Genomic DNA, 18,603 nt, shown 5'->3' with positions numbered 1-18,603 from the left:
CGTCGATGCAAGTCCTCGTCGCAGGCGCCGCAACCGTTTGCCGGATGTTGATGCCGGCGCGCCACACCGGATTGCCAGGGTTGCCCAGCGGAACCGGAAAAAAGAAAACCCCGCGCGGAGCGATCCGCGCGGGGTTCATGACGGGGGACGGGCCTCGCGGCCCGCCAGCCTCACTTCTTGTCGGTCGTGCGCGCCTTGAGGGCGGCGCCGAGGATGTCGCCGAGCGAGGCGCCCGAGTCGGCCGAGCCGAACTGGGCCATGGCTTCCTTCTCCTCGGCCACTTCCAGCGCCTTGATCGACACCTGGACCTTGCGGGCCTTGCGGTCGAACATGGTGACGCGGGCGTCGAGCTTCTCGCCGGCGGCGAAACGCTCCGGACGCTGGTCGGCGCGGTCGCGGGCGAGTTCCGAGCGCTTGATGAAGGCGGTCAGGTCGGTGCCGACGAGCTTCACGTCGATGCCGCCTTCCTTGGCCTCCACCACTTCGCAGGTGACGATCTGACCCTTGCGGATCTCACCGGCATCCGCGAAGGGATCGCCGCCGACCTGCTTCAGGCCGAGCGAGATGCGCTCCTTCTCCACGTCGACGTCGAGGACCTGGGCGCGGATGATGTCGCCCTTCTTGAACTCCTCGATGACCTGCTCGCCCGGACGGTTCCAGTCGAGATCGGACAGGTGGACCATACCGTCCACGTCGCCCTCGAGACCCAGGAACAGACCGAACTCGGTCTTGTTCTTGACCTCGCCCTCGACGACGTCGCCGATCGGGTGACGCTCGATGAAGGCCTCCCAGGGGTTCTGCAGGGTCTGCTTGAGGCCGAGCGAGATGCGGCGCTTGGACGAATCCACCTCGAGAACCGAGACTTCCACTTCCTGCGAGGTCGAGACGATCTTGCCGGGGTGGACGTTCTTCTTGGTCCAGCTCATTTCCGAGACGTGGATCAGGCCCTCGATGCCCGGCTCCAGCTCCACGAAGGCGCCGTAGTCGGTGATGTTGGTGACGCGGCCCTTGAACTTGGCGTTGATCGGGTACTTGGCCTCGATGCCCTGCCACGGATCGTCCAGCAGCTGCTTCATGCCCAGCGAGATGCGGTGCGTCTCGTGGTTGATCTTGACGATCTTGACCTTCACGGTCTGGCCGATCGTCAGCACCTCGGAGGGATGGTTGACGCGGCGCCAGGCGATGTCGGTGACATGCAGCAGGCCGTCGATGCCGCCGAGGTCCACGAAGGCGCCGTAGTCGGTGATGTTCTTCACCACGCCGTCGATGACCTGACCCTCTTCGAGGTTCTGGACGAGTTCGTGACGCTGCTCGGCGCGGGTCTCCTCGAGGACCGTGCGGCGCGACACGACGATGTTGCCGCGGCGGCGATCCATCTTCAGGATCTGGAACGGCTGCGGCGAGTTCATCAGCGGGCCGACGTCGCGGATCGGACGGATGTCGACCTGGCTGCGCGGCAGGAAGGCCACGGCGCCGTCGAGATCGACGGTGTAGCCGCCCTTGACGGTGTTGAAGATCGTGCCCGAAACCTTCTCGTTGGCGTTGAACGCCTTCTCGAGCTTGACCCAGCTTTCCTCGCGGCGCGCCTTGTCGCGCGAGATGACGGCCTCGCCCAGAGCGTTCTCGATGCGCTCGAGATAGACCTCGACGATGTCGCCGATCTTGATGTCGCCTTCGCGGCCGGGGCCGGTGAATTCCTTCAGGGCCACGCGGCCCTCGGTCTTCAGACCGACGTCGATGATGGCCAGATCCTTCTCGATCCCGACCACGGTTCCCTTGACGACGGAACCTTCGTTCATCTCGGTCGTACCGAAGCTCTCGGTCAGGAGCGCGGCGAAATCGTCGCGGGAGGGGTTCATGCTGTTGGCGGTTGCCATTCGGTGTTCGTCCTTGTGAGCCCGTTGATGCGCCGGGGTTGAAGAGAGCCGCCGGCTCGCGAGGGCCGGACGAGGGGCTGGAAGCGCATCCGGACGCGGCCGAAAACGGCACGCGGGCGCAACCCAGGCGAAAGGCGGCTTGATGTCAGGCTGGGCGGATCGCGACCGGAGCCGGCAGCGGACCCCGTCCTGAGGCGGCGGCCCGTCGGGGGCCACGGCGAGGACGCGAGGCGGGCGAGGGCCTGAAGCCCCGACCCGGGTGGAGGTCATCCACCATACGTTGCCGGCAGGTCCGACCGGAAGTCGATCTGCCGAATGGCGGGGCAATACAGGAAATCGGCTGGCGCGACAAGCGCCGCAGGGTCGGAAAACGGCGGTTCGTCCGGCTCAGCCCCGGTGCCGCTCGAAGGTGAAACGGCGGGAGCGCTTCAGCTCCAGCACCAGCGCCACGAACTGGGCCGCAGACAGGATCTCCTCCTTGCCGGAGGGATAGGACACGAAGAAGCGGGATTTGTCCGGATACATCATCACCCGGGCCTCCAGCTTCGGCTCGGCGCCCGTGCCGGCCTCGGGGAGGGCGATGATGTCGCCCCACAGCACTTTCCGATGCTGCGGCGGGGCCGGCACCAGGTCCAGTCCTAGGTCTTCCTCGCGGAGGGGACCTGGCTCGTCGGGCTGCGGAGAGCGATTCATGAGGTTCGAGCGGATCAGGATGGGTCTGCGAAGGGTTTAGACACCGCCGCGGTCCGGCGCAACATGCTCTGGGGTCGACAATGCAGGATCTGCAACCGGGGCGCGGTCCCGTCGGCGGCCCCTCGCGGGAAACGTCAGGGCGCGGGCCGGGTCAGACCGCTGAGCTGGGCCGCGAGCCGTTCGATCGAGGCGGCGGCATCGTCCAGCGTGTGGGCGAGCCGCGCCTCCCGCTCGTCCGCCCGCTCCACCATGAGGGTCCGGGCCTCGCGCAGCGTGGCAAGTTCGGTCTCCGCAGCCTTCAGCCGGCGGCGCGTGTCGGCCAGTTCGTCCGCCACCATGATGGCAGCCATCACGGTCAGCCGCGTGTCGCCGATCTCGCCGAAAGCGCCCTTGAGCTGGTCGACCTTGCCGTTCACCTCCGCCGCCAGCCGCAGCAGGTGATCCTCCTGGCCGTCGTCGCAGGCCATGCGGAACTGCCGGCCGTTGATGGTCACGGAGACATGGGCCATCGCGGTCAGTTCTCGTAGCGGGCGAGGACGCCGCGGATGGCGTCCATGGTCAGGTCGAGCCGGCGGGCGACGTCGCGGTTGACCGATTCCAGCCCGGCGACCCGGTCGGCCGAGCGGTCGAGATCCTCGGCGAGGCGGGAGCGGTCCGCCTGCAGCGCGTCCATCTGCTTGCCGAGCACGACATGCTGGCGGTCGGTCTCCAGCTTGCGGGCGACGGCGGTCTCCAGCGTCGAGAGCGCCGTCTTCAACCGCAAGGCCGCCGTTTCAAGGCGCGATGGGCCTGTCGTGGATGCCAAGCTCGATCCTGCATCGTGCGAGAGAGGCCGGAGGAACGCCGCCGCGGCGCCTGCTGGCCGACGGGAACCTACGCGAGCGGGTCGAACAGCGTCAACGGCGCAGGACCGCCTTTGTCGCAGGTTCGTGACATACCGTGCGTCATGGCAACACAGGTCGCTTCCGGCCCGAAAGCCTGCGGATGGATGCCGGATCAGGCCGGTCCTGCCGTTCGGGCCATTGACTCGGGGGCCGCCGCTGGTAGGACACCGGCCCGATAGCCCGGACTCATCGTCCGCGGACCTTTTTCATCCGATGTGCGCCGTTGTCAGCCGAGGCGGCGCTGCGAGGAGCCGCTCCTGATGTCCACCGCAGCCCTGCCGCGCGCCCAGCACGACAAGCTCGCCAACGCGATCCGCTCGCTCGCCATGGACGCCGTCGAGAAGGCCAAGTCCGGCCATCCCGGCATGCCGATGGGCACGGCCGACATCGCCACCGTGCTGTTCTCGCGCTTCATGAAGTTCGACGCGGCGAACCCGACCTGGCCCGATCGCGACCGCTTCGTGCTCTCCGCCGGCCACGGCTCCATGCTCGTCTATGCGCTGCTCTATCTCACAGGCGCGCCCGAGATGACGCTGGACGAACTGAAGAACTTCCGCCAGCTCGGGTCCAAGACCCCCGGCCACCCCGAGAATTTCATCACCAAGGGGGTCGAAACGACGACCGGCCCGCTCGGACAGGGAATCGCCACCGCGGTCGGCATGGCGCTGGCGGAAAAGATGCTTTCCGCCGAGTTCGGCAGGAAGGCCGTCGACCACTACACCTATGTGATCGCGTCCGATGGCGATCTCATGGAGGGCATCAGCCAGGAAGCCATCGCCATGGCGGGGCACTGGAAGCTGAACAAGCTGATTGTGCTCTTCGACGACAACGACATCTCCATCGACGGCCCGCTGTCGATCGCCGACTCGGTCGACCAGGTGAAGCGCTTCCAGGCTGCCGGCTGGCGCGCGGAGCGCGTCGATGGCCATGACCCCGACGCCATCGCCGCCGCCATCGAGCGGGCGCGGAAGTCGGGCAAGCCCTCGCTGATCGCCTGCAAGACCGTCATCGGCTACGGAGCGCCGAAGAAGGCCGGCACCTCCAAGGCCCATGGCGAACCGCTCGGCGCAGACGAGCTGAAGGGCGCCAAGGAGAAGCTCGGCATCTCGCCGGAGCCCTTTGCCGTCGCTCCCGACGTGCTCGACGCCTGGCGCAAGATCGGCGCACGCGGCGCCGCGGCCCGCAAGACTTGGGAATCGCTGTTCGGCACCCTGCCGCCGAAGAAGCAGGCCGAGTTCAACCGCCGCCTCGCTCACGAGCGTCCGGCCAAGCTCGCCAAGGCGCTGGCTGCCCACAAGAAGGCGCTTCTCGCCAATCCGCAGCACATCGCGACGCGCAAGTCGTCGGAACTCGCCATCGAAGCCATCGTGCCGGCCATGCCGGAGTTCCTCGCCGGCTCCGCCGACCTGACCGGCTCGAACAACACCAAGGCCAAGTCGGCCGTCGCCTTCTCGGCGAAGAACCCGAAGGGCCGCTACATCCACTACGGCATCCGCGAGCACGGCATGGCCGCCGCCATGAACGGCATCGCTCTGCACGGCGGTTTCGCCCCGAACGGTGCGACCTTCCTCGTCTTCACCGACTATTGCCGCCCCGCCATGCGCCTGTCCGCGCTGATGGGCACCGGCGTCGTCTATGTGATGACCCATGATTCCATCGGCCTCGGCGAGGATGGGCCCACCCACCAGCCGGTCGAGCATGTCGCCGCGCTGCGCGCCATGCCGAACATGCGCGTCTTCCGCCCCTGCGACGCCATTGAGGTGGCGGAGTGCTGGGAACTGGCGCTGAACCGCATCGACGGCCCGACGACGCTGGCGCTGACCCGCCAGAACCTGCCGCAGCTGCGCACGGACGTGAAGGCGAACCGCTCCGCCGCCGGCGCCTACGAACTGGTCAAGGCAGAGGGCGGCAAGGCCCAGGTCACGCTCTTCGCCACCGGCTCCGAAGTCGAGATCGCCGTCGCCGCCCGCAAGCTCCTGGCGGAGAAGGGTGTCGTGGCGCGGGTCGTCTCGGTGCCCTCGCTGGACCTCTTCCTCGAGCAGCCCGCCGAAATCCGCGAGACGGTCATCGGCGGTGCGCCGGTGAAGGTCGCCATCGAGGCGGGCGTGCGCATGGGCTGGGATGCCGTCATCGGCCATGACGGCATTTTCGTCGGCATGACGGGCTTCGGCGCCTCCGCTCCCTACAAGGAGCTCTACAAGCACTTCGGCATCACGGCGGAAGCCGCCGTCGAGGCCGTTCTCGAGCGGGTCGGCTGACCGTCGCCTTGGGAATGACGTGATTGGACGCCAGATCGCGGCGTCCGCCCGCTGAACGGTCCGTGACACCACGGGCGGACCGCATGAAGGAGAGGAATTCGATGACCACCCGCGTCTTCATCAACGGTTTCGGCCGTATCGGTCGCAACGTCCTGCGCGCCATCGTCGAGGGCAAGCGCAAGGACATCGAGGTGGTCGGCATCAACGACCTCGGTCCGGTCGAGACCAACGCGCACCTGCTGCGGTTCGATTCGGTCCACGGCCGCTTCCCGGCCGAGGTTTCGGTGGACGGCGACACCATCATCGTCGCCGGCAAGCGCATCAAGGTCACTGCGATCAAGGATCCGACCGAACTGCCGCACAAGGCGCTGAACGTCGACGTCGCCATGGAGTGCACCGGCATCTTCACCACCCGTGACAAGGCCGCCGCCCACCTCAAGGCCGGCGCCAAGCGCGTGCTCGTGTCCGCCCCCTGCGACGGCGCCGACCTGACCGTCGTCTATGGCGTCAACCATGAGCAGCTGACCAAGGACCACCTGGTCGTCTCCAACGCCTCCTGCACCACCAACTGCCTCGCCCCCGTCGTCGCCGTGCTGCACAAGACCTGCGGCATCGACAAGGGCTTCATGACGACGATCCATGCCTATACCGGCGACCAGCCGACGCTCGACACGATGCACAAGGACCTCTACCGCGCCCGCGCCGCGGCGCTGTCGATGATCCCGACCTCGACCGGCGCCGCCAAGGCCATCGGTCTCGTCATTCCGGAGCTGAAGGGCCGCCTCGACGGCACCTCCATCCGCGTGCCGACCCCCAACGTCTCGGTCGTCGACTTCAAGTTCCTCGCCAAGCGCAAGACTTCGGTCGAGAAGGTCAACGAGGCCATCCTGAAGGCGGCCAGGCGCGGCCCGCTGAAGGGCATCCTCGGCTACACCGACCAGCCGAACGTCTCCATCGACATGAACCACGACCCGCACTCTTCGATCTTCGCCCTCGACCAGACCAAGGTGATGGATGAGAAGTTCGTGCGTGTGCTATCCTGGTACGACAATGAGTGGGGCTTTTCGAACCGCATGAGCGATACCGCGGTGGCGATGGCCAAGCTGATCTGATCCCGCCGACCGGGCCGTCCGCATCCAGCGGGCGGCCCTTGTCCTTTCCGGATGATGCCATGACCACTTTCCGCACCCTCGACGACGCCGATGTGAAGGGCAAACGCGTCCTCGTGCGCGTCGATCTCAACGTGCCCATGGAGGACGGCAAGGTCTCCGACCTGACGCGCCTCGAGCGCATCGTGCCGACGCTGACCGACATCGCCGGCCGTGGCGGAAAGGTCATCATCCTCGCCCATTTCGGCCGGCCGAAGGGTGTCGATCCCACGCAGTCGCTGAAGGCCGTGGTGCCGGCGCTCGCCGATGTGCTGAAGCGTCCCGTCGCCTTCGCCGAGGACTGCATCGGCGATGTTGCAAAAAAGGCCGTGGATGCGATCAAGCCGGGCGAGATCCTGGTTTTGGAAAACACCCGCTTCCATAAGGGCGAGGAAAAGAACGACCCTGACTTCGTCAAGGCGCTCGCCGCCAATGGCGACCTCTGGGTCGCCGACGCCTTCTCCGCCGCCCATCGCGCCCATGCCTCGACCGAGGGCCTCGGCCATGTGCTGCCGGCCTATGCCGGCCGCACCATGCAGGCCGAGCTGGACGCCCTGACGAAGGCGCTGGACAAGCCGGAGCGTCCGGTCGTCGCCGTTGTCGGCGGCGCCAAGGTCTCGACCAAGCTCGACCTGCTCGGCAACCTGTCGAAGAAGGTCGACTATCTCGTCATCGGCGGCGGCATGGCCAACACCTTCCTCGCCGCCGAGGGCAAGGCCGTCGGCAAGTCGCTCTGCGAGCACGATCTCGTGGACTCGGCCCGCACCATAGTCGCCGAGGCCGCGAAGAACGGCTGCCGCATCGTCCTGCCGGTCGATGTCGTCTGTGCCAGGGAATTCAAGGCGAACGCGTCGCACCGCGTCTGCGTCATCGACGAGGTCGCCGCCGACGAGATGATCCTCGACATCGGGGCCAGGTCGGTCGAGCACGTCGTCTCCATCCTCGGCCGCGCGAAGACCCTCGTCTGGAATGGCCCCTTCGGCGCCTTCGAACTCGAGCCCTTCGACAACGGCACGGTGTCGGTGGCCGAAGCCGCCGCCGAACTGACGCAGGCGGGCCATCTCGTCTCCGTTGCCGGTGGCGGCGACACCGTCGCGGCGCTGAACCAGGCCGGCGCCGCCGACCGCTTCACCTATGTCTCGACCGCTGGCGGCGCCTTCCTCGAATGGCTGGAAGGCAAGCCGCTGCCGGGCGTCGATGTGCTGAGGTCGTAAATTCGGCCAAATTCCCCGCATTTCTCTCGTCGGACCATTCGGACAGGAGATCGATGCTGAGGGGGGCGAAGCGGATCGCGGCATTCGTGCTGGCCGTTGCCGCGGGGCAGGCGGTGGCGTCTGCCCAGGAGCAACGCCCGTCAGTGCTGCTCCTGGACGGCCTCTTCATCTACGTCCACCAGAGCTATGTCGGCGTCTCGGCGCTGGCCGGTGAACTGGAGCGCATGGGCTACCGCGCCGTCGTCGACACCCACCTCATGACACGCACGGCCCGCGAGGAGCCGGCCGTCATCGTCGGCCATTCGATGGGCGGCTCGACCGCCCTCAATCGCGCCCGCGAGATGGTCGAGGCCGGAAAGCCGCCGCCTGTCGTCATCACCATCGACGCGGCCTTCGGCTCGCCGCCCTGTCCCGTGCCCCGCTGCATCAACTATTTCAGCCCCGGCTTCCCCAAGGTGGAGGGCGCCGAGAACATCGACGCCTGGCAGGCCGGCGCCTTCATGGTCAACCACGCCCTGCTGGCGACCAACGCCACCATCCAGCGCCGGGTGCTGGGTCATGCGGCGGCCCTCTTGGAGGAGCGCGCCGCGGCCGCCCTCGCAGCCACCGCTGCGCCGTCGGCTCCCCTGACCGCCCCGGTGCCCCTTCCCAGGCCTTACTGATCGCGTGTGTCTCCGTGCGAACGGACGGCTTTTTTTGGCCGCGCCCTTGCGCTAGACGGACGCAACCCTCGTTGACGAACGACAGGATGGAAACCGCCCATGGCCCGCATCACCCTCCGCCAGCTTCTCGACCATGCCGCCGAGAACGACTACGGCGTGCCCGCCTTCAACATCAACAACATGGAGCAGGCGCTGGCGATCATGGCGGCCGCCGATGCGGTCGACGCACCGGTCATCATCCAGGCCTCGCGCGGCGCGCGCTCCTACGCCAACGACATCATGCTCAAGCACATGATGGACGCGGTCACCGAGATCTATCCGCACATCCCGGTCTGCGTGCATCTCGACCACGGCAACGAGCCGGCGACCTGCATGACCGCCATCCAGGCCGGCTTCACCTCGGTGATGATGGACGGCTCGCTGAAGGCCGACGGCAAGACGCCCGGCGACTGGGACTACAATGTCGGCGTGACGCGGAAGGTCACCGAGATGGCCCATCTCGGCGGCATCTCGGTCGAGGGTGAACTCGGTGTTCTCGGCTCGCTCGAGAGCGGCATGGGCGAGGCCGAGGACGGCCACGGCGCCGAGGGCAAGCTGTCCCACGACCAGTTGTTGACCAATCCGGACGAGGCGGTGAAGTTCGTCAAGGAGACGAAGGTCGACGCGCTCGCCATCGCAATGGGCACCTCGCACGGCGCCTACAAGTTCACGCGTAAGCCTGACGGCAAGGTCCTCGCGATGAACGTCATCGAGGAAATCCACCAGAAGCTGCCGAATACCCACCTCGTCATGCACGGCTCCTCGTCGGTGCCGCAGGAGCTTCAGGACATCATCAACAAGTTCGGCGGCCAGATGAAGCCGACCTGGGGCGTGCCGGTGGAGGAGATCCAGCGCGGCATCAAGCATGGCGTGCGCAAGATCAACATCGACACCGACAACCGCATGGCCATGACCGGCCAGATCCGCAAGGTTCTGTCGGAGAGCCCGGGCGAGTTCGACCCGCGCAAGTACCTGAAGCCGGCGATGGAGGCGATGACTGCCCTCTGCAGGCAGCGCCTCGAGGAGTTCAACACCGCCGGGCAGGCCTCCAAGATCAAGCGCGTGGTGACGCTCGCCGACATGGCGAAGCGCTACGCCAAGGGCGAGCTCGACCCGAAAATCGCCTGATCGGCACCCTCCGTCTGAATGTGGAGCGGGGAGGCTCGCGCCTCCCCGTTTGACGTTCAGGACAGGCGCCTGTCCTCACTCGTTGGCCTTCACCTCGATGTTGAACATCGGCATGGCGGCGAAGGGCGAGCCGCGCAGGGCGACGGCAAGCGCCGCGAGCGGGATGTCGCCCTTCGGCGTCAGCGTAATGGCGAGCGAAGTCGGATCGTCGAGGAACTCGCCGAAGGCCTCGGTGATCTGCTCGGCGAGGGCGCGATCCTGGATGAACTGGCCGATCATCATGCCGGCCTGCTGCTTGATCTGCTCCTTGAAGTCGTCCTCGCCCATGCCAGCCTGCTTGGCCACGTGGCTGATGAAGGAGGCGACGCCGCCGTCCTCGGTGTAGGTCAGCGTCAGCCCACCCGCCTTGGCCGCGAGTCCGAGCACGGCGGCGCTGCCGGGCAGGGCCTCGATCTGGGCGCGGTCGAGACCGCCGATGGCCATGACGAGGTTCAGCGAGCCGACGTCATCCACCTCGACGTTGAAGGTGCGCATCCGCAACTCCTTCGCGCCCTCGACATATTCGATCTCCAGCTCGGCGCCGAGATTGACGCTCTCGGTGAGGCCGAGAGGCGCGAGCTGCGCCCGCTGGCTGGCATTGGTGATCGGCGCCTCGAAGCCGGTCAGCTTCGCGCGCAGGCGCGTGGGCATGATGCCGACGCGCGGTCCGCCCTCGATCTCGAACCGGTCGAGCTTGCCGAGGCGCTGTCCGCTGCGCTCCTTCACGTCGACGTTCTCAAGGAGAATGCGCCGGATGTCCGGATAGGCGGTCGGCGGGATCGGCTTGCCGGCCGAGAACGAGCCGTCCGAGAACTCCCTGGCGAGCGCGATGAGGCCGGAGGCGTCGATCGTCTCGATGCTGAAGCGGCCGATCGTGGTGTTCTGCCCATTGGCAGCCGCCGCGTCGATGCCGGTGAAGTCGATGGAGGTGATCCGGCCCTGCGACACGCCGGTGATGGCGAAGCGGGTCACTGCAACGGGGAGACCTTCGTTCGAACTGCCGCGGAAGCCGGCCAGTTCGACCCGCTCGATGTCGAGGCGGGAGAACAGTTCGGCGACCACGCCCATGCTGCGGCGGCGCGACTCCTCGCTGGCGCCCGCCGGGTCGATGTCCTGCAGGGTCTGCGTCAGTGCGACGAGCGACCGTTCGCCCGGTCGCATCGACACCTTGCCGAAGCTGATCCTGTCGATGGTGAAGGGCCTGTTCTGTGCGCTCGTGCCGCGGATCTGTTCCAGCGAGCCGCTGTCGAGGGCGACGGTCGTGGTAGTGCCCGTCCTCACACCCGCGGAGGTGTCCAGGCCGAGGAAGCGGCTGGCGCCGATCTCGACGCGCTGGCCCTGCTGGCCCTCGGTCGGGCTGGTGACGATTCCGGCGATGGTCATCTCGGTGACCTTGCCGCGCTGATAGCCGTTGAGCCGGATGTCCCGATAGACGGCCTGCTCCATGCGGGCCTCGCGGCGGCGCTGGAGGGTCATGGCCGGAATCGTGACGTTCTGTGCGGAGAAGCCCGTGACCGAGGCTTCGCTGGCGCCCTGGAAGAAGGGCTCGCGCGTCGCCAGGCTGCCGAGGATGGCGGCGAGGGAACCCTGCGCCCCCGCGATTTCGACCCTGTCCGTCTTGTAGGATTGGCCGTCGGCCGCCGTTCCCTCGATGCCTTCGATGACGATGCGTGCATTGGTCAGCGCGTCCGAACCGGTGGTGCCGCCCGTCACCGTGATGCGGTTGACCTTCACGCCGACCGGCCGGTCTCCCGTCGACGAGAAGGTCACGTTCGACAGAACCGCGCTGGAGCCGTCGTCGCGCGCCTCGCCGACCGCTGCCGCGCCCAGTTGAAGCGCCGGCATGGCCGCCACTGCCGCCCGCGACAGGTCATCGGCGGGACCCGCAAGGGCCGTGGAACTGAGGGCGATGACCAGGACTGCGGAGAGTCTCAGGCGGGACGGGGTTCGCATCATGATGGTCCTGACGTTGTGTCGGGCGGGGAGAATAGTCATACGACGAAATTCTTGCGTCGGTTGATTTCCCGACGCGATGGCCGCATGGAGACAAGGCTCGCGCGTCGATGTTTCCGGACGATGTCGATCTCGCGCCGGTTTGCAACCATTCTCCCCTTTTTCGCCTCTTTCCCCGTTAGGGTGCCGCTCGATGCGCGAAGATCGAAACCCTGCTCCCGTCGTGACCCAACTCGTGCTGGTGACGCCCGTCCTCGGTGACCCCGCCGATTTCCTGCCGGCCCTGTCGGCCGCGCTGGCGGCGGGTCCCGTCGCGGCGGTGATCGCCCGCTTCGAGGCGAGCGACGAGCGCACCCTCGTCAACCGCATCAAGGAGCTCGCCTCGACGGTCCAGGCCGGCGGCGCTGCCCTCATGGTGGAAGGACCGGTCGAGGCCGTGGTGCGCGGCGGCGCCGACGGCATCCACCTCGTCTATCAGCCCGAACTCCTGTCCGAGGCGGTCAGCCGGCTCGCCCCGCAGCGCATGGTCGGCGTGGCCGGCCTGAAATCGAAGGACGACGCTATGGCGTCCGGCGAGGCCGGTGCCGACTACGTGATGTTCGGCGAGCCGGCGGTCTCCCGCCACGCCGAGAAGAACGGCGTCGTTCCCCCCTTCCATGCCGTCGTCGAGCGCGTCGCCTGGTGGGCCGAGGTCTTCGAGGTGCCGGTGGTCGGCCATACCCCCGACATCGCGGGCGCCGCGGCGCTGGCGAAGGTCCATGCCGACTTCGTCGCCCTCGGCGCGCCGGTCTGGGATCATCCCGAAGGTCCTGCGGCGGCGGTTGCCGAGGCTCTGGCGCGGATCAAGTCCGGGCCTGCCGCATGAGGCGGGCGGCGACCCTGGTGGCTCTGGCCTTGCTGGCGGCGATGTCGTCGGCGCCCGCCCAGAACCGTCCCGCGCCTCGACCGGCAGCGCCGGCGCCCGCGCCGGTCCGCGCCGAGCCGCCGAGCGCCGAAGCCGCCTATGCGGCCTATCAGCGCGGCCAGTATCTGACGGCCTTCCGTCAGGCGACGGAGCGCGTCGAGGTCCTGGCCGATCCCGCTTCCATGGTGCTGCTCGCCGAACTCCACGCGGCTGGCATCGGCATCCCGCAAAACGAGGAACGGGCGCTCGGCTGGTACCGCCTCGCCGCCGATCGCGGCGACCGCAACGCCATCTTCGCCCTCGGCATGCTCCATATCGAGGGGCGCGCCGGCCAGACCCGCGATCCAGCGCTCGCCCGGCCCTTCTTCGAGAAGGCCGCCAGCCTCGGCCATCTCGCCGCCGCCTACAATCTCGGCCTGCTGGCGCTCGGCGGCCATGGCGGGGAGCGCGATCCGGCGCTGGCGGCGCGCTGGTTCCAGCAGGCGGCCGACCTCGGCAACGCCGACGCCCAGTATGCTTTCGCGGTACTGCTCAAGGACGGCAACGGTATTCCCGCCGACCTGCCGCGCGCCGCCGCCTACATGGAGCGCGCCGCAAAGCAGGACCTTCTGGAGGCCATGATCGACTTCGCCGTCATGCTGTTCAATGGGCAGGGCACGCAGAAGGACGAGGCGCGCGCCGCCGGGCTGTTCCGCAGGGCGGCGTTGCGCGGCAATCCGCTGGCGATGAACCGCTACGCGCGGCTGCTCGCCGCCGGCCGCGGCACCCGTCCCGATGCGCAGAAGGCGGCGCAATGGCACATGACCGCCCATATGCTGGGGGCTTCCGACGCCTGGTTGCAGGAGTTCGTGAAGAACATGGACCCGGTGCAGCGCGAGGCGGCCGAGAGCGGCGCCCGGGAGTGGCTGCGCTGATGCCCGTGCCGCACGGCGCTTGACCGTGACGCCCCTCGCGGGCATGACCGCCCGAAAGCCATCCGAAAGATCGACATGCTCCGTTCCGCCCTTCTCAACGTCATGGTCGCCGCCGCCCTCAAGGCAGGCCGCAGCCTCAAGCGCGACTTCGGCGAGGTCGAGCACCTTCAGGTCTCGCTCAAGGGCCCGGCCGACTTCGTCTCGGCCGCCGACCGCAAGGCGGAGCAGATCCTCAAGACCGAACTGATGAAGGCGCGCCCCGGCTACGGCTTCATCGGCGAGGAGGGCGGCGCGACCGAAGGCACGGACGCCACCCACACATGGATCGTCGATCCGCTCGACGGCACCACCAACTTCCTGCACGGCATCCCGCAGTTCGCCGTGTCCATCGGGCTGGAACGCAACGGCGTCCCGGTAGCCGGCGTCATCTACAATCCCGCCAATGACGAGCTCTACACCGCCGAGCGCGGCACCGGCGCCTTCCTCAACGACCGCCGCCTGCGGGTCTCCGCCCGCACCAAGCCGGAGGAAAGCGTCGTCGGCTGCGGCGTGCCCCACATCGCGCGCGGTGACCATGTGCAGTTCCGCAACGAGCTGAAGATCGTCCAGTCGCGCTTCGGCGGCATCCGCCGCATGGGCGCCTGCGCCCTCGATCTCGCCTATGTCGCGGCCGGCCGCTTCGACGGCTTCTGGGAGCGCGGCGTGAATTCCTGGGACATGGCGGCGGGCATCGTCCTCATCCGCGAGGCCGGCGGCTTTGTCACCGACTGCGACGGCCACGACAACATGCTGCTGAACGGCACCGTCTGCGCTGGCAACGAGCTGATCCAGAAGGCCCTGCTCGCGGCGGTGAAGGAAGGCCAGCGGGGCTGACATGGGGCAGGCCAAGCGGCGCAAGGAGGCGGGCGAGCGGGTCACGCACTGCCGCACCTGCACCTATTGCTGCACGCTGCCGCAGATCGAAGCCCTGGCGAAGCCCGCCTACCGTCCCTGTTTCCATATTGCCGATGGCGGCTGCTCCATCTACGGCCGGCCGGAGCGCCCCGCTGCCTGCTCTGCCTATGCCTGCGCCTATCTGACAGCGCGCCTCGCCAATGCGCCGGAGCGCAACCGCATTCCCCATCCGCTGGACTGCGGCGCCTATTTCCACCGCGATCCCGTCGAGAAGGTGATTTTCCTTTTCGTCGATCCGGCCCGCCCGCATCTGTGGAAGGCGACGGCGCTGCTGGTGGATTTCCTGAAACTGCAGGTCGGCAGCGGCTTCGTTCTCTTCGTCACGGACCGCGGCCGACAGTTGGTCATTCGCGACGCGGCGACGCTCGGTGAGGTTCTGGCGCGCGATTTCGTCGCCATGGCCGACCGGGAGGGCCGGCCGCTGGACGTGCCGAGTTTCCGCGAGGCGGCGCCGTCGCCCCCATTCTGACCTGCCGCGGCAAGTGGCGGAGGCTTTACGTCCTCTTAAACGACCTTCGGACAGAATGGTCGTCAGGACGGCCTCATGTATCGCGAGATTTTCGACACCCAGATCGACGAGCGGGCCCACTCGCCCGCCATCCGTCGGCTTTTCAATCACTGGACGGCCGTGCGGGCCGGCGGTGACCGCGTGCCGTTCAGGGAGTTTGATCCCGCGATCCTCGGCCCCGTTGCCGACGACATGATCGTCTTCCGGGCGAAGGGCGAGGACGACTTCGTCTATTCGCACTACGGCCGCGCGCTCGTCGAACGGGCCGGCATCGACATGACGGGGCAGCCGAGTTCGCAGATGCGCGAATCCATCGGCGCCTTCTTCCGCCAGTGCAACATCCGGGCACTGAAGAGCGGCGAGCCGCTCTTCACCCTCCATCGCAGCGCCCTCGCCGGCCAGGTCCATTTGTGGGAACGCCTGGTCTTGCCCTGCCAAGACGAGGCGGGTGAACCGGTCATCGTCGTCGTCGCCAAGCCGAGGCTGTTCCGCGACGATCTGCTGGCCGCCGTTCTCGACGCGTCCCTCGACGCCATCATGGCGGTGCGCCTGTGCCGCGACGATACCGGCGCGGCCATCGACGGAGAGTTCGTCGCCGTCAACAAGCGGGCCGCCCAGTGGTCCGGCCTCTCCCTCGAGGCCATGTTGCAGACGAGCGTCCTGGCGCTGTGTCCACACCTGAAGGCATCGGGCCTGTGGGATCGCTATGTCGCGGTGGCGCTGACGCGCGAGGCAGTCCAGTTTGTCACCCTCTATCCGCGGGCGGGTGTCGAGCACTGGCTGGAGATCGCCTGCGTCCCCTTCGGCGACGGCTTCATGGTGACCTATGCCGATGTCACCGAGCGCAAGAACGCCGAAGACGCCATGCGCCAGAGCCAGGCCGAATATGCCCGGGCCAACGAGACGCTGAAGGCCGAGATCCGCCGGCGTCAGGACCTCGAGGAGGAATTGAGCCGCCTTGCGACACGCGACGGGCTGACCAACGCTCTCAACCGGCGGGCGATCACTGAAAGCCTCTCCAAGGCCATGGCGATGTCCGAGCGCTATGCCCACCCGGTGTCGATCTTCACCATGGACCTCGACCACTTCAAGCGCATCAACGACCGCCACGGCCATGCCGGCGGCGATGCCGTGCTGCGGGCGACCGTCGATCTTCTCACCCACGGCCTGCGCGAGGATGTCGATCTCGTCGGCCGGCTCGGCGGCGAGGAGTTCATCGCCATCCTGCCGCATATCGGCCTGGACGAGGCTGTCGGAATCGCCTGCCGCATGCGCACGCTTCTGGCGTCGGCTACCGTTACCTATGAGGGCGAGAGCATTCGTTTCAGCGGTTCCTTCGGGGTCGCCACATGGGACGGGCGCGAGTCGCTGGACCGGCTGATGAGCCGGTCCGATGCGGCGCTATATGGGGCCAAAGCCGCCGGGCGGAATGCCGTCGCCATGGACAATGGGGCGGGCGAGATCGTGGTGGTCCACCAGCCGGCCCCGCCATCGCTCAACCTTGACGACCTACCGGCCTTCAGGCCCGCGACCCGGCAGGGAACGGCGCCGCGCCGGCCGCAGGAGCGGATGCCAGCCACGTCGACAGGTCCAGCCGCGCCGCCTCGGGAGTGAGTGCGGCAAAGCCGGGCATCTGGTGCCGGAACCAGGTCTCCTGCCGCTTCGCATAGGCGCGGGTGTCGCGCTGTCCGCGGGCGATAGCGTCCTCCAGCGACACCTCCCCCTTGAGATGGGCGATGAGACCCGGAACGCCGTGCGCCCGCATGGCGGGAAGCGCCGGATCGAGCCGGCGCTCTGCGAGCGCCTCAACCTCCGCCAGCGCCCCGGCGGCCATCATCGCCTCGAAACGCCGGTCGATCCGGGCACGCAGGTCGGCGCGGTCGACGGAGAGAAACACCCCCCGGATTTCATGGTCGCCGAGGACGGCGCCTTCGCGGCCGGCCGCCTGCCAGTGGACCAGCGGCCTGCCGGTCGCCGCGAAGACCTCGAGCGCGCGCAGGATGCGCTGAGGGTCGCTCGGCCTCAGGCGTGATGCCGTGAGAGGGTCGCGGGCGGCGAGGCGGGCATGGAGGTCGGCCGGTGGGATGCCCTCCGCCTCGCGGCGGATGCGTTCGCGAACTTCGGGCGGCACCGGCGGAATGGCGGAAAGCCCCTCGGTCAACGCCTTGAAATAGAGGCCGGTGCCACCGACCAGGATCGGCAGCACACCCGAGGCCCCGGCCTCGCTGATCGCCGCCCGCACGGCTTCGACCCAGCGCCCCACGGAGAAGCTCTCGGCGGCATCCACGGTGCCGTAGAGGCGATGCGGGGCCGCCGCCATCTCCTCAGGCGTCGGCCGGGCGGTGATGATGGCGAGGTCGCGATAGACCTGCATGGAATCGGCATTGATGACGACGCCGCCGAAGGTGCGGGCAAGGTCCAGCGCCAGCGCCGACTTGCCGCTTGCGGTGGGACCTGCGATGAGGACGGCCCTCGGCCTGTGACCCTTGCGGGAATCCTCATCGTGACTCACGTCGCAACCCTCATCGCCAATCCTGCGAACCCGTGCCTCGTGGACGATGCCATCCGGGCGGCGTCGGAGCGTCTGGCCGGAGCCGGCGAACCGGTGGTTCTCGACCCGCGCATCGCCGCCGACATTCCTTTCGCACCGCAGGCCGGCGCGGACAACCGCGCCATCGCCGACGACCTCCGCCAGGCACTCGCCGGCCTGCCGCTTGACGTCGTCGTGCAGCCGGCCGCGGGGCGCGCCAAGCGCCTGTTCCTCGCCGATATGGATTCGACCATGATCGGTCAGGAGTGCATCGACGAACTGGCCGACCTCGTCGGCCTGAAGGATCATGTCTCGGCGATTACCGAGCGGGCCATGCGGGGCGAGATCGCCTTCGAGCCGGCGCTGCGCGAGCGGGTGGCGCTACTCAAGGGGCTCTCGGCGTCGGTCGTCGATGATGTCATCGAGCGGCGCATCACCCTGACCCCCGGCGGCCGCGAACTCGTCCGCACCATGAAGGCGAGGGGAGGCTACACCGCGCTCGTCTCCGGCGGGTTCACCCTCTTCACCGCGAAGATCGGCACGATGATCGGCTTCCACGAGGACCGCGCCAACCTGCTCGAGATCGAGGATGGCCTGTTCGCCGGAACGGTGCGCGAACCGATCCTCGGCCGCGAGGCCAAGCGCGACACGCTGGTGGAACTGCGCCAGCGTTTCGGACTGGATGCCGGGGAGACCATGGCGGTCGGCGACGGCGCCAACGATCTCGCCATGCTCGGGGAGGCCGGCGTCGGCGTCGCCTATCACGCCAAGCCGAAGGTGGCGGAAGCCGCCGCGGTGCGTATCGACCACGGCGACCTCTCGGCGCTGCTCTACATGCAAGGCTACGCCCGCACCGATTTCATCCTCTGACCGGCCCCGCGGGGCGCCGGCCGGAAGG

General features: G+C 68.0%; 17 protein-coding genes. 11 read left to right on the top strand and 6 right to left on the bottom strand.

Going from position 1 to position 18,603, the window contains the following annotated elements:
* Positions 1–170: 170 nt before the first annotated feature.
* The 4 genes from rpsA to ACJ4V0_RS03330 form a co-directional block, all read right to left on the bottom strand.
* A complete protein-coding gene (rpsA, locus tag ACJ4V0_RS03345) occupies positions 171–2,147 on the bottom strand; it encodes a 30S ribosomal protein S1 (protein WP_448298138.1) in 1,977 nt (658 codons plus the stop codon).
* A gap of 117 nt (positions 2,148–2,264) precedes the next feature.
* Positions 2,265–2,504: a hypothetical protein gene (locus ACJ4V0_RS03340; protein ID WP_448298137.1), complete on the bottom strand. Its 240-nt coding sequence runs from the start codon at positions 2,502–2,504 to the stop codon at positions 2,265–2,267.
* 200 nt (positions 2,505–2,704) lie between these two features.
* Positions 2,705–3,079 carry a cell division protein ZapA gene (locus tag ACJ4V0_RS03335; RefSeq protein ID WP_448298136.1) on the bottom strand — a complete coding sequence of 125 codons (375 nt, stop codon included), beginning with the start codon at positions 3,077–3,079 and terminating at the stop codon, positions 2,705–2,707.
* Between the two features lie 5 nt (positions 3,080–3,084).
* Positions 3,085–3,375: a DUF4164 domain-containing protein gene (locus ACJ4V0_RS03330; protein ID WP_448298135.1), complete on the bottom strand. Its 291-nt coding sequence runs from the start codon at positions 3,373–3,375 to the stop codon at positions 3,085–3,087.
* 339 nt (positions 3,376–3,714) lie between these two features.
* Between ACJ4V0_RS03330 and tkt the strand changes: the two genes are divergently transcribed.
* From tkt to fba, 5 genes are all read left to right on the top strand, one after another.
* Positions 3,715–5,712 carry a transketolase gene (gene tkt, locus ACJ4V0_RS03325; protein ID WP_448298134.1) on the top strand — a complete coding sequence of 666 codons (1,998 nt, stop codon included), beginning with the start codon at positions 3,715–3,717 and terminating at the stop codon, positions 5,710–5,712.
* A gap of 101 nt (positions 5,713–5,813) precedes the next feature.
* Positions 5,814–6,824 carry a type I glyceraldehyde-3-phosphate dehydrogenase gene (gap, locus tag ACJ4V0_RS03320; protein ID WP_448298133.1) on the top strand — a complete coding sequence of 337 codons (1,011 nt, stop codon included), beginning with the start codon at positions 5,814–5,816 and terminating at the stop codon, positions 6,822–6,824.
* Positions 6,825–6,883: 59 nt separating this feature from the next.
* A complete protein-coding gene (locus ACJ4V0_RS03315) occupies positions 6,884–8,074 on the top strand; it encodes a phosphoglycerate kinase (RefSeq protein WP_448298132.1) in 1,191 nt (396 codons plus the stop codon).
* Positions 8,075–8,127: 53 nt separating this feature from the next.
* A complete protein-coding gene (locus ACJ4V0_RS03310) occupies positions 8,128–8,736 on the top strand; it encodes an alpha/beta fold hydrolase (RefSeq protein ID WP_448298131.1) in 609 nt (202 codons plus the stop codon).
* Positions 8,737–8,835: 99 nt separating this feature from the next.
* Positions 8,836–9,903, top strand: coding sequence for a class II fructose-bisphosphate aldolase (gene fba, locus ACJ4V0_RS03305; protein WP_448298130.1), 1,068 nt, complete (start codon positions 8,836–8,838; stop codon positions 9,901–9,903).
* 75 nt (positions 9,904–9,978) lie between these two features.
* Here the strand turns inward: fba and ACJ4V0_RS03300 are convergent, their stop codons facing one another.
* Entirely contained in the window at positions 9,979–11,895 is a 1,917-nt protein-coding gene (locus ACJ4V0_RS03300) for an aq_1923 C-terminal domain (RefSeq protein WP_448298129.1), read from the bottom strand.
* Positions 11,896–12,088: 193 nt separating this feature from the next.
* Here ACJ4V0_RS03300 and ACJ4V0_RS03295 point away from each other — a divergent pair, with 193 nt between their 5' ends.
* The 5 genes from ACJ4V0_RS03295 to ACJ4V0_RS03275 all read left to right on the top strand — a co-directional run bounded on the left by ACJ4V0_RS03295 (position 12,089) and on the right by ACJ4V0_RS03275 (position 16,789).
* Positions 12,089–12,760 (top strand): thiamine phosphate synthase, encoded by a 672-nt coding sequence (locus ACJ4V0_RS03295; RefSeq protein ID WP_448298128.1) that lies wholly within the window; start codon positions 12,089–12,091, stop codon positions 12,758–12,760.
* Between the two features lie 17 nt (positions 12,761–12,777).
* The gene (locus ACJ4V0_RS03290; protein WP_448298127.1) at positions 12,778–13,713 is read left to right on the top strand and encodes a tetratricopeptide repeat protein; all 936 of its coding nucleotides are present in this window, start codon (positions 12,778–12,780) and stop codon (positions 13,711–13,713) included.
* Positions 13,714–13,788: 75 nt separating this feature from the next.
* Complete coding sequence (locus ACJ4V0_RS03285) at positions 13,789–14,586, top strand: inositol monophosphatase family protein (RefSeq protein ID WP_448298126.1); 798 nt, start codon at positions 13,789–13,791, stop codon at positions 14,584–14,586.
* Between the two features lies 1 nt (position 14,587).
* Entirely contained in the window at positions 14,588–15,136 is a 549-nt protein-coding gene (locus ACJ4V0_RS03280; RefSeq protein ID WP_448298125.1) for a hypothetical protein, read from the top strand.
* A 75-nt stretch (positions 15,137–15,211) separates the two neighbouring features.
* Positions 15,212–16,789, top strand: a complete 1,578-nt coding sequence (locus ACJ4V0_RS03275; protein WP_448298124.1) for a diguanylate cyclase — start codon at positions 15,212–15,214, stop codon at positions 16,787–16,789.
* On the opposite strand, the gene miaA is transcribed toward ACJ4V0_RS03275, so the two are convergent.
* The gene (gene miaA / locus ACJ4V0_RS03270) at positions 16,695–17,687 is read right to left on the bottom strand and encodes a tRNA (adenosine(37)-N6)-dimethylallyltransferase MiaA (protein WP_448298123.1); all 993 of its coding nucleotides are present in this window, start codon (positions 17,685–17,687) and stop codon (positions 16,695–16,697) included. The genes ACJ4V0_RS03275 and miaA overlap by 95 nt on opposite strands.
* On the opposite strand from miaA, the gene serB reads away from it, so the two are divergent.
* Positions 17,679–18,575, top strand: a complete 897-nt coding sequence (serB, locus tag ACJ4V0_RS03265) for a phosphoserine phosphatase SerB (protein WP_448298122.1) — start codon at positions 17,679–17,681, stop codon at positions 18,573–18,575. The genes miaA and serB overlap by 9 nt on opposite strands.
* Positions 18,576–18,603 lie beyond the last annotated feature (28 nt).

It is taken from the genome of Phreatobacter aquiterrae (assembly GCF_053471285.1).
This window is presented reverse-complemented; position numbering and strand designations above follow the sequence as displayed.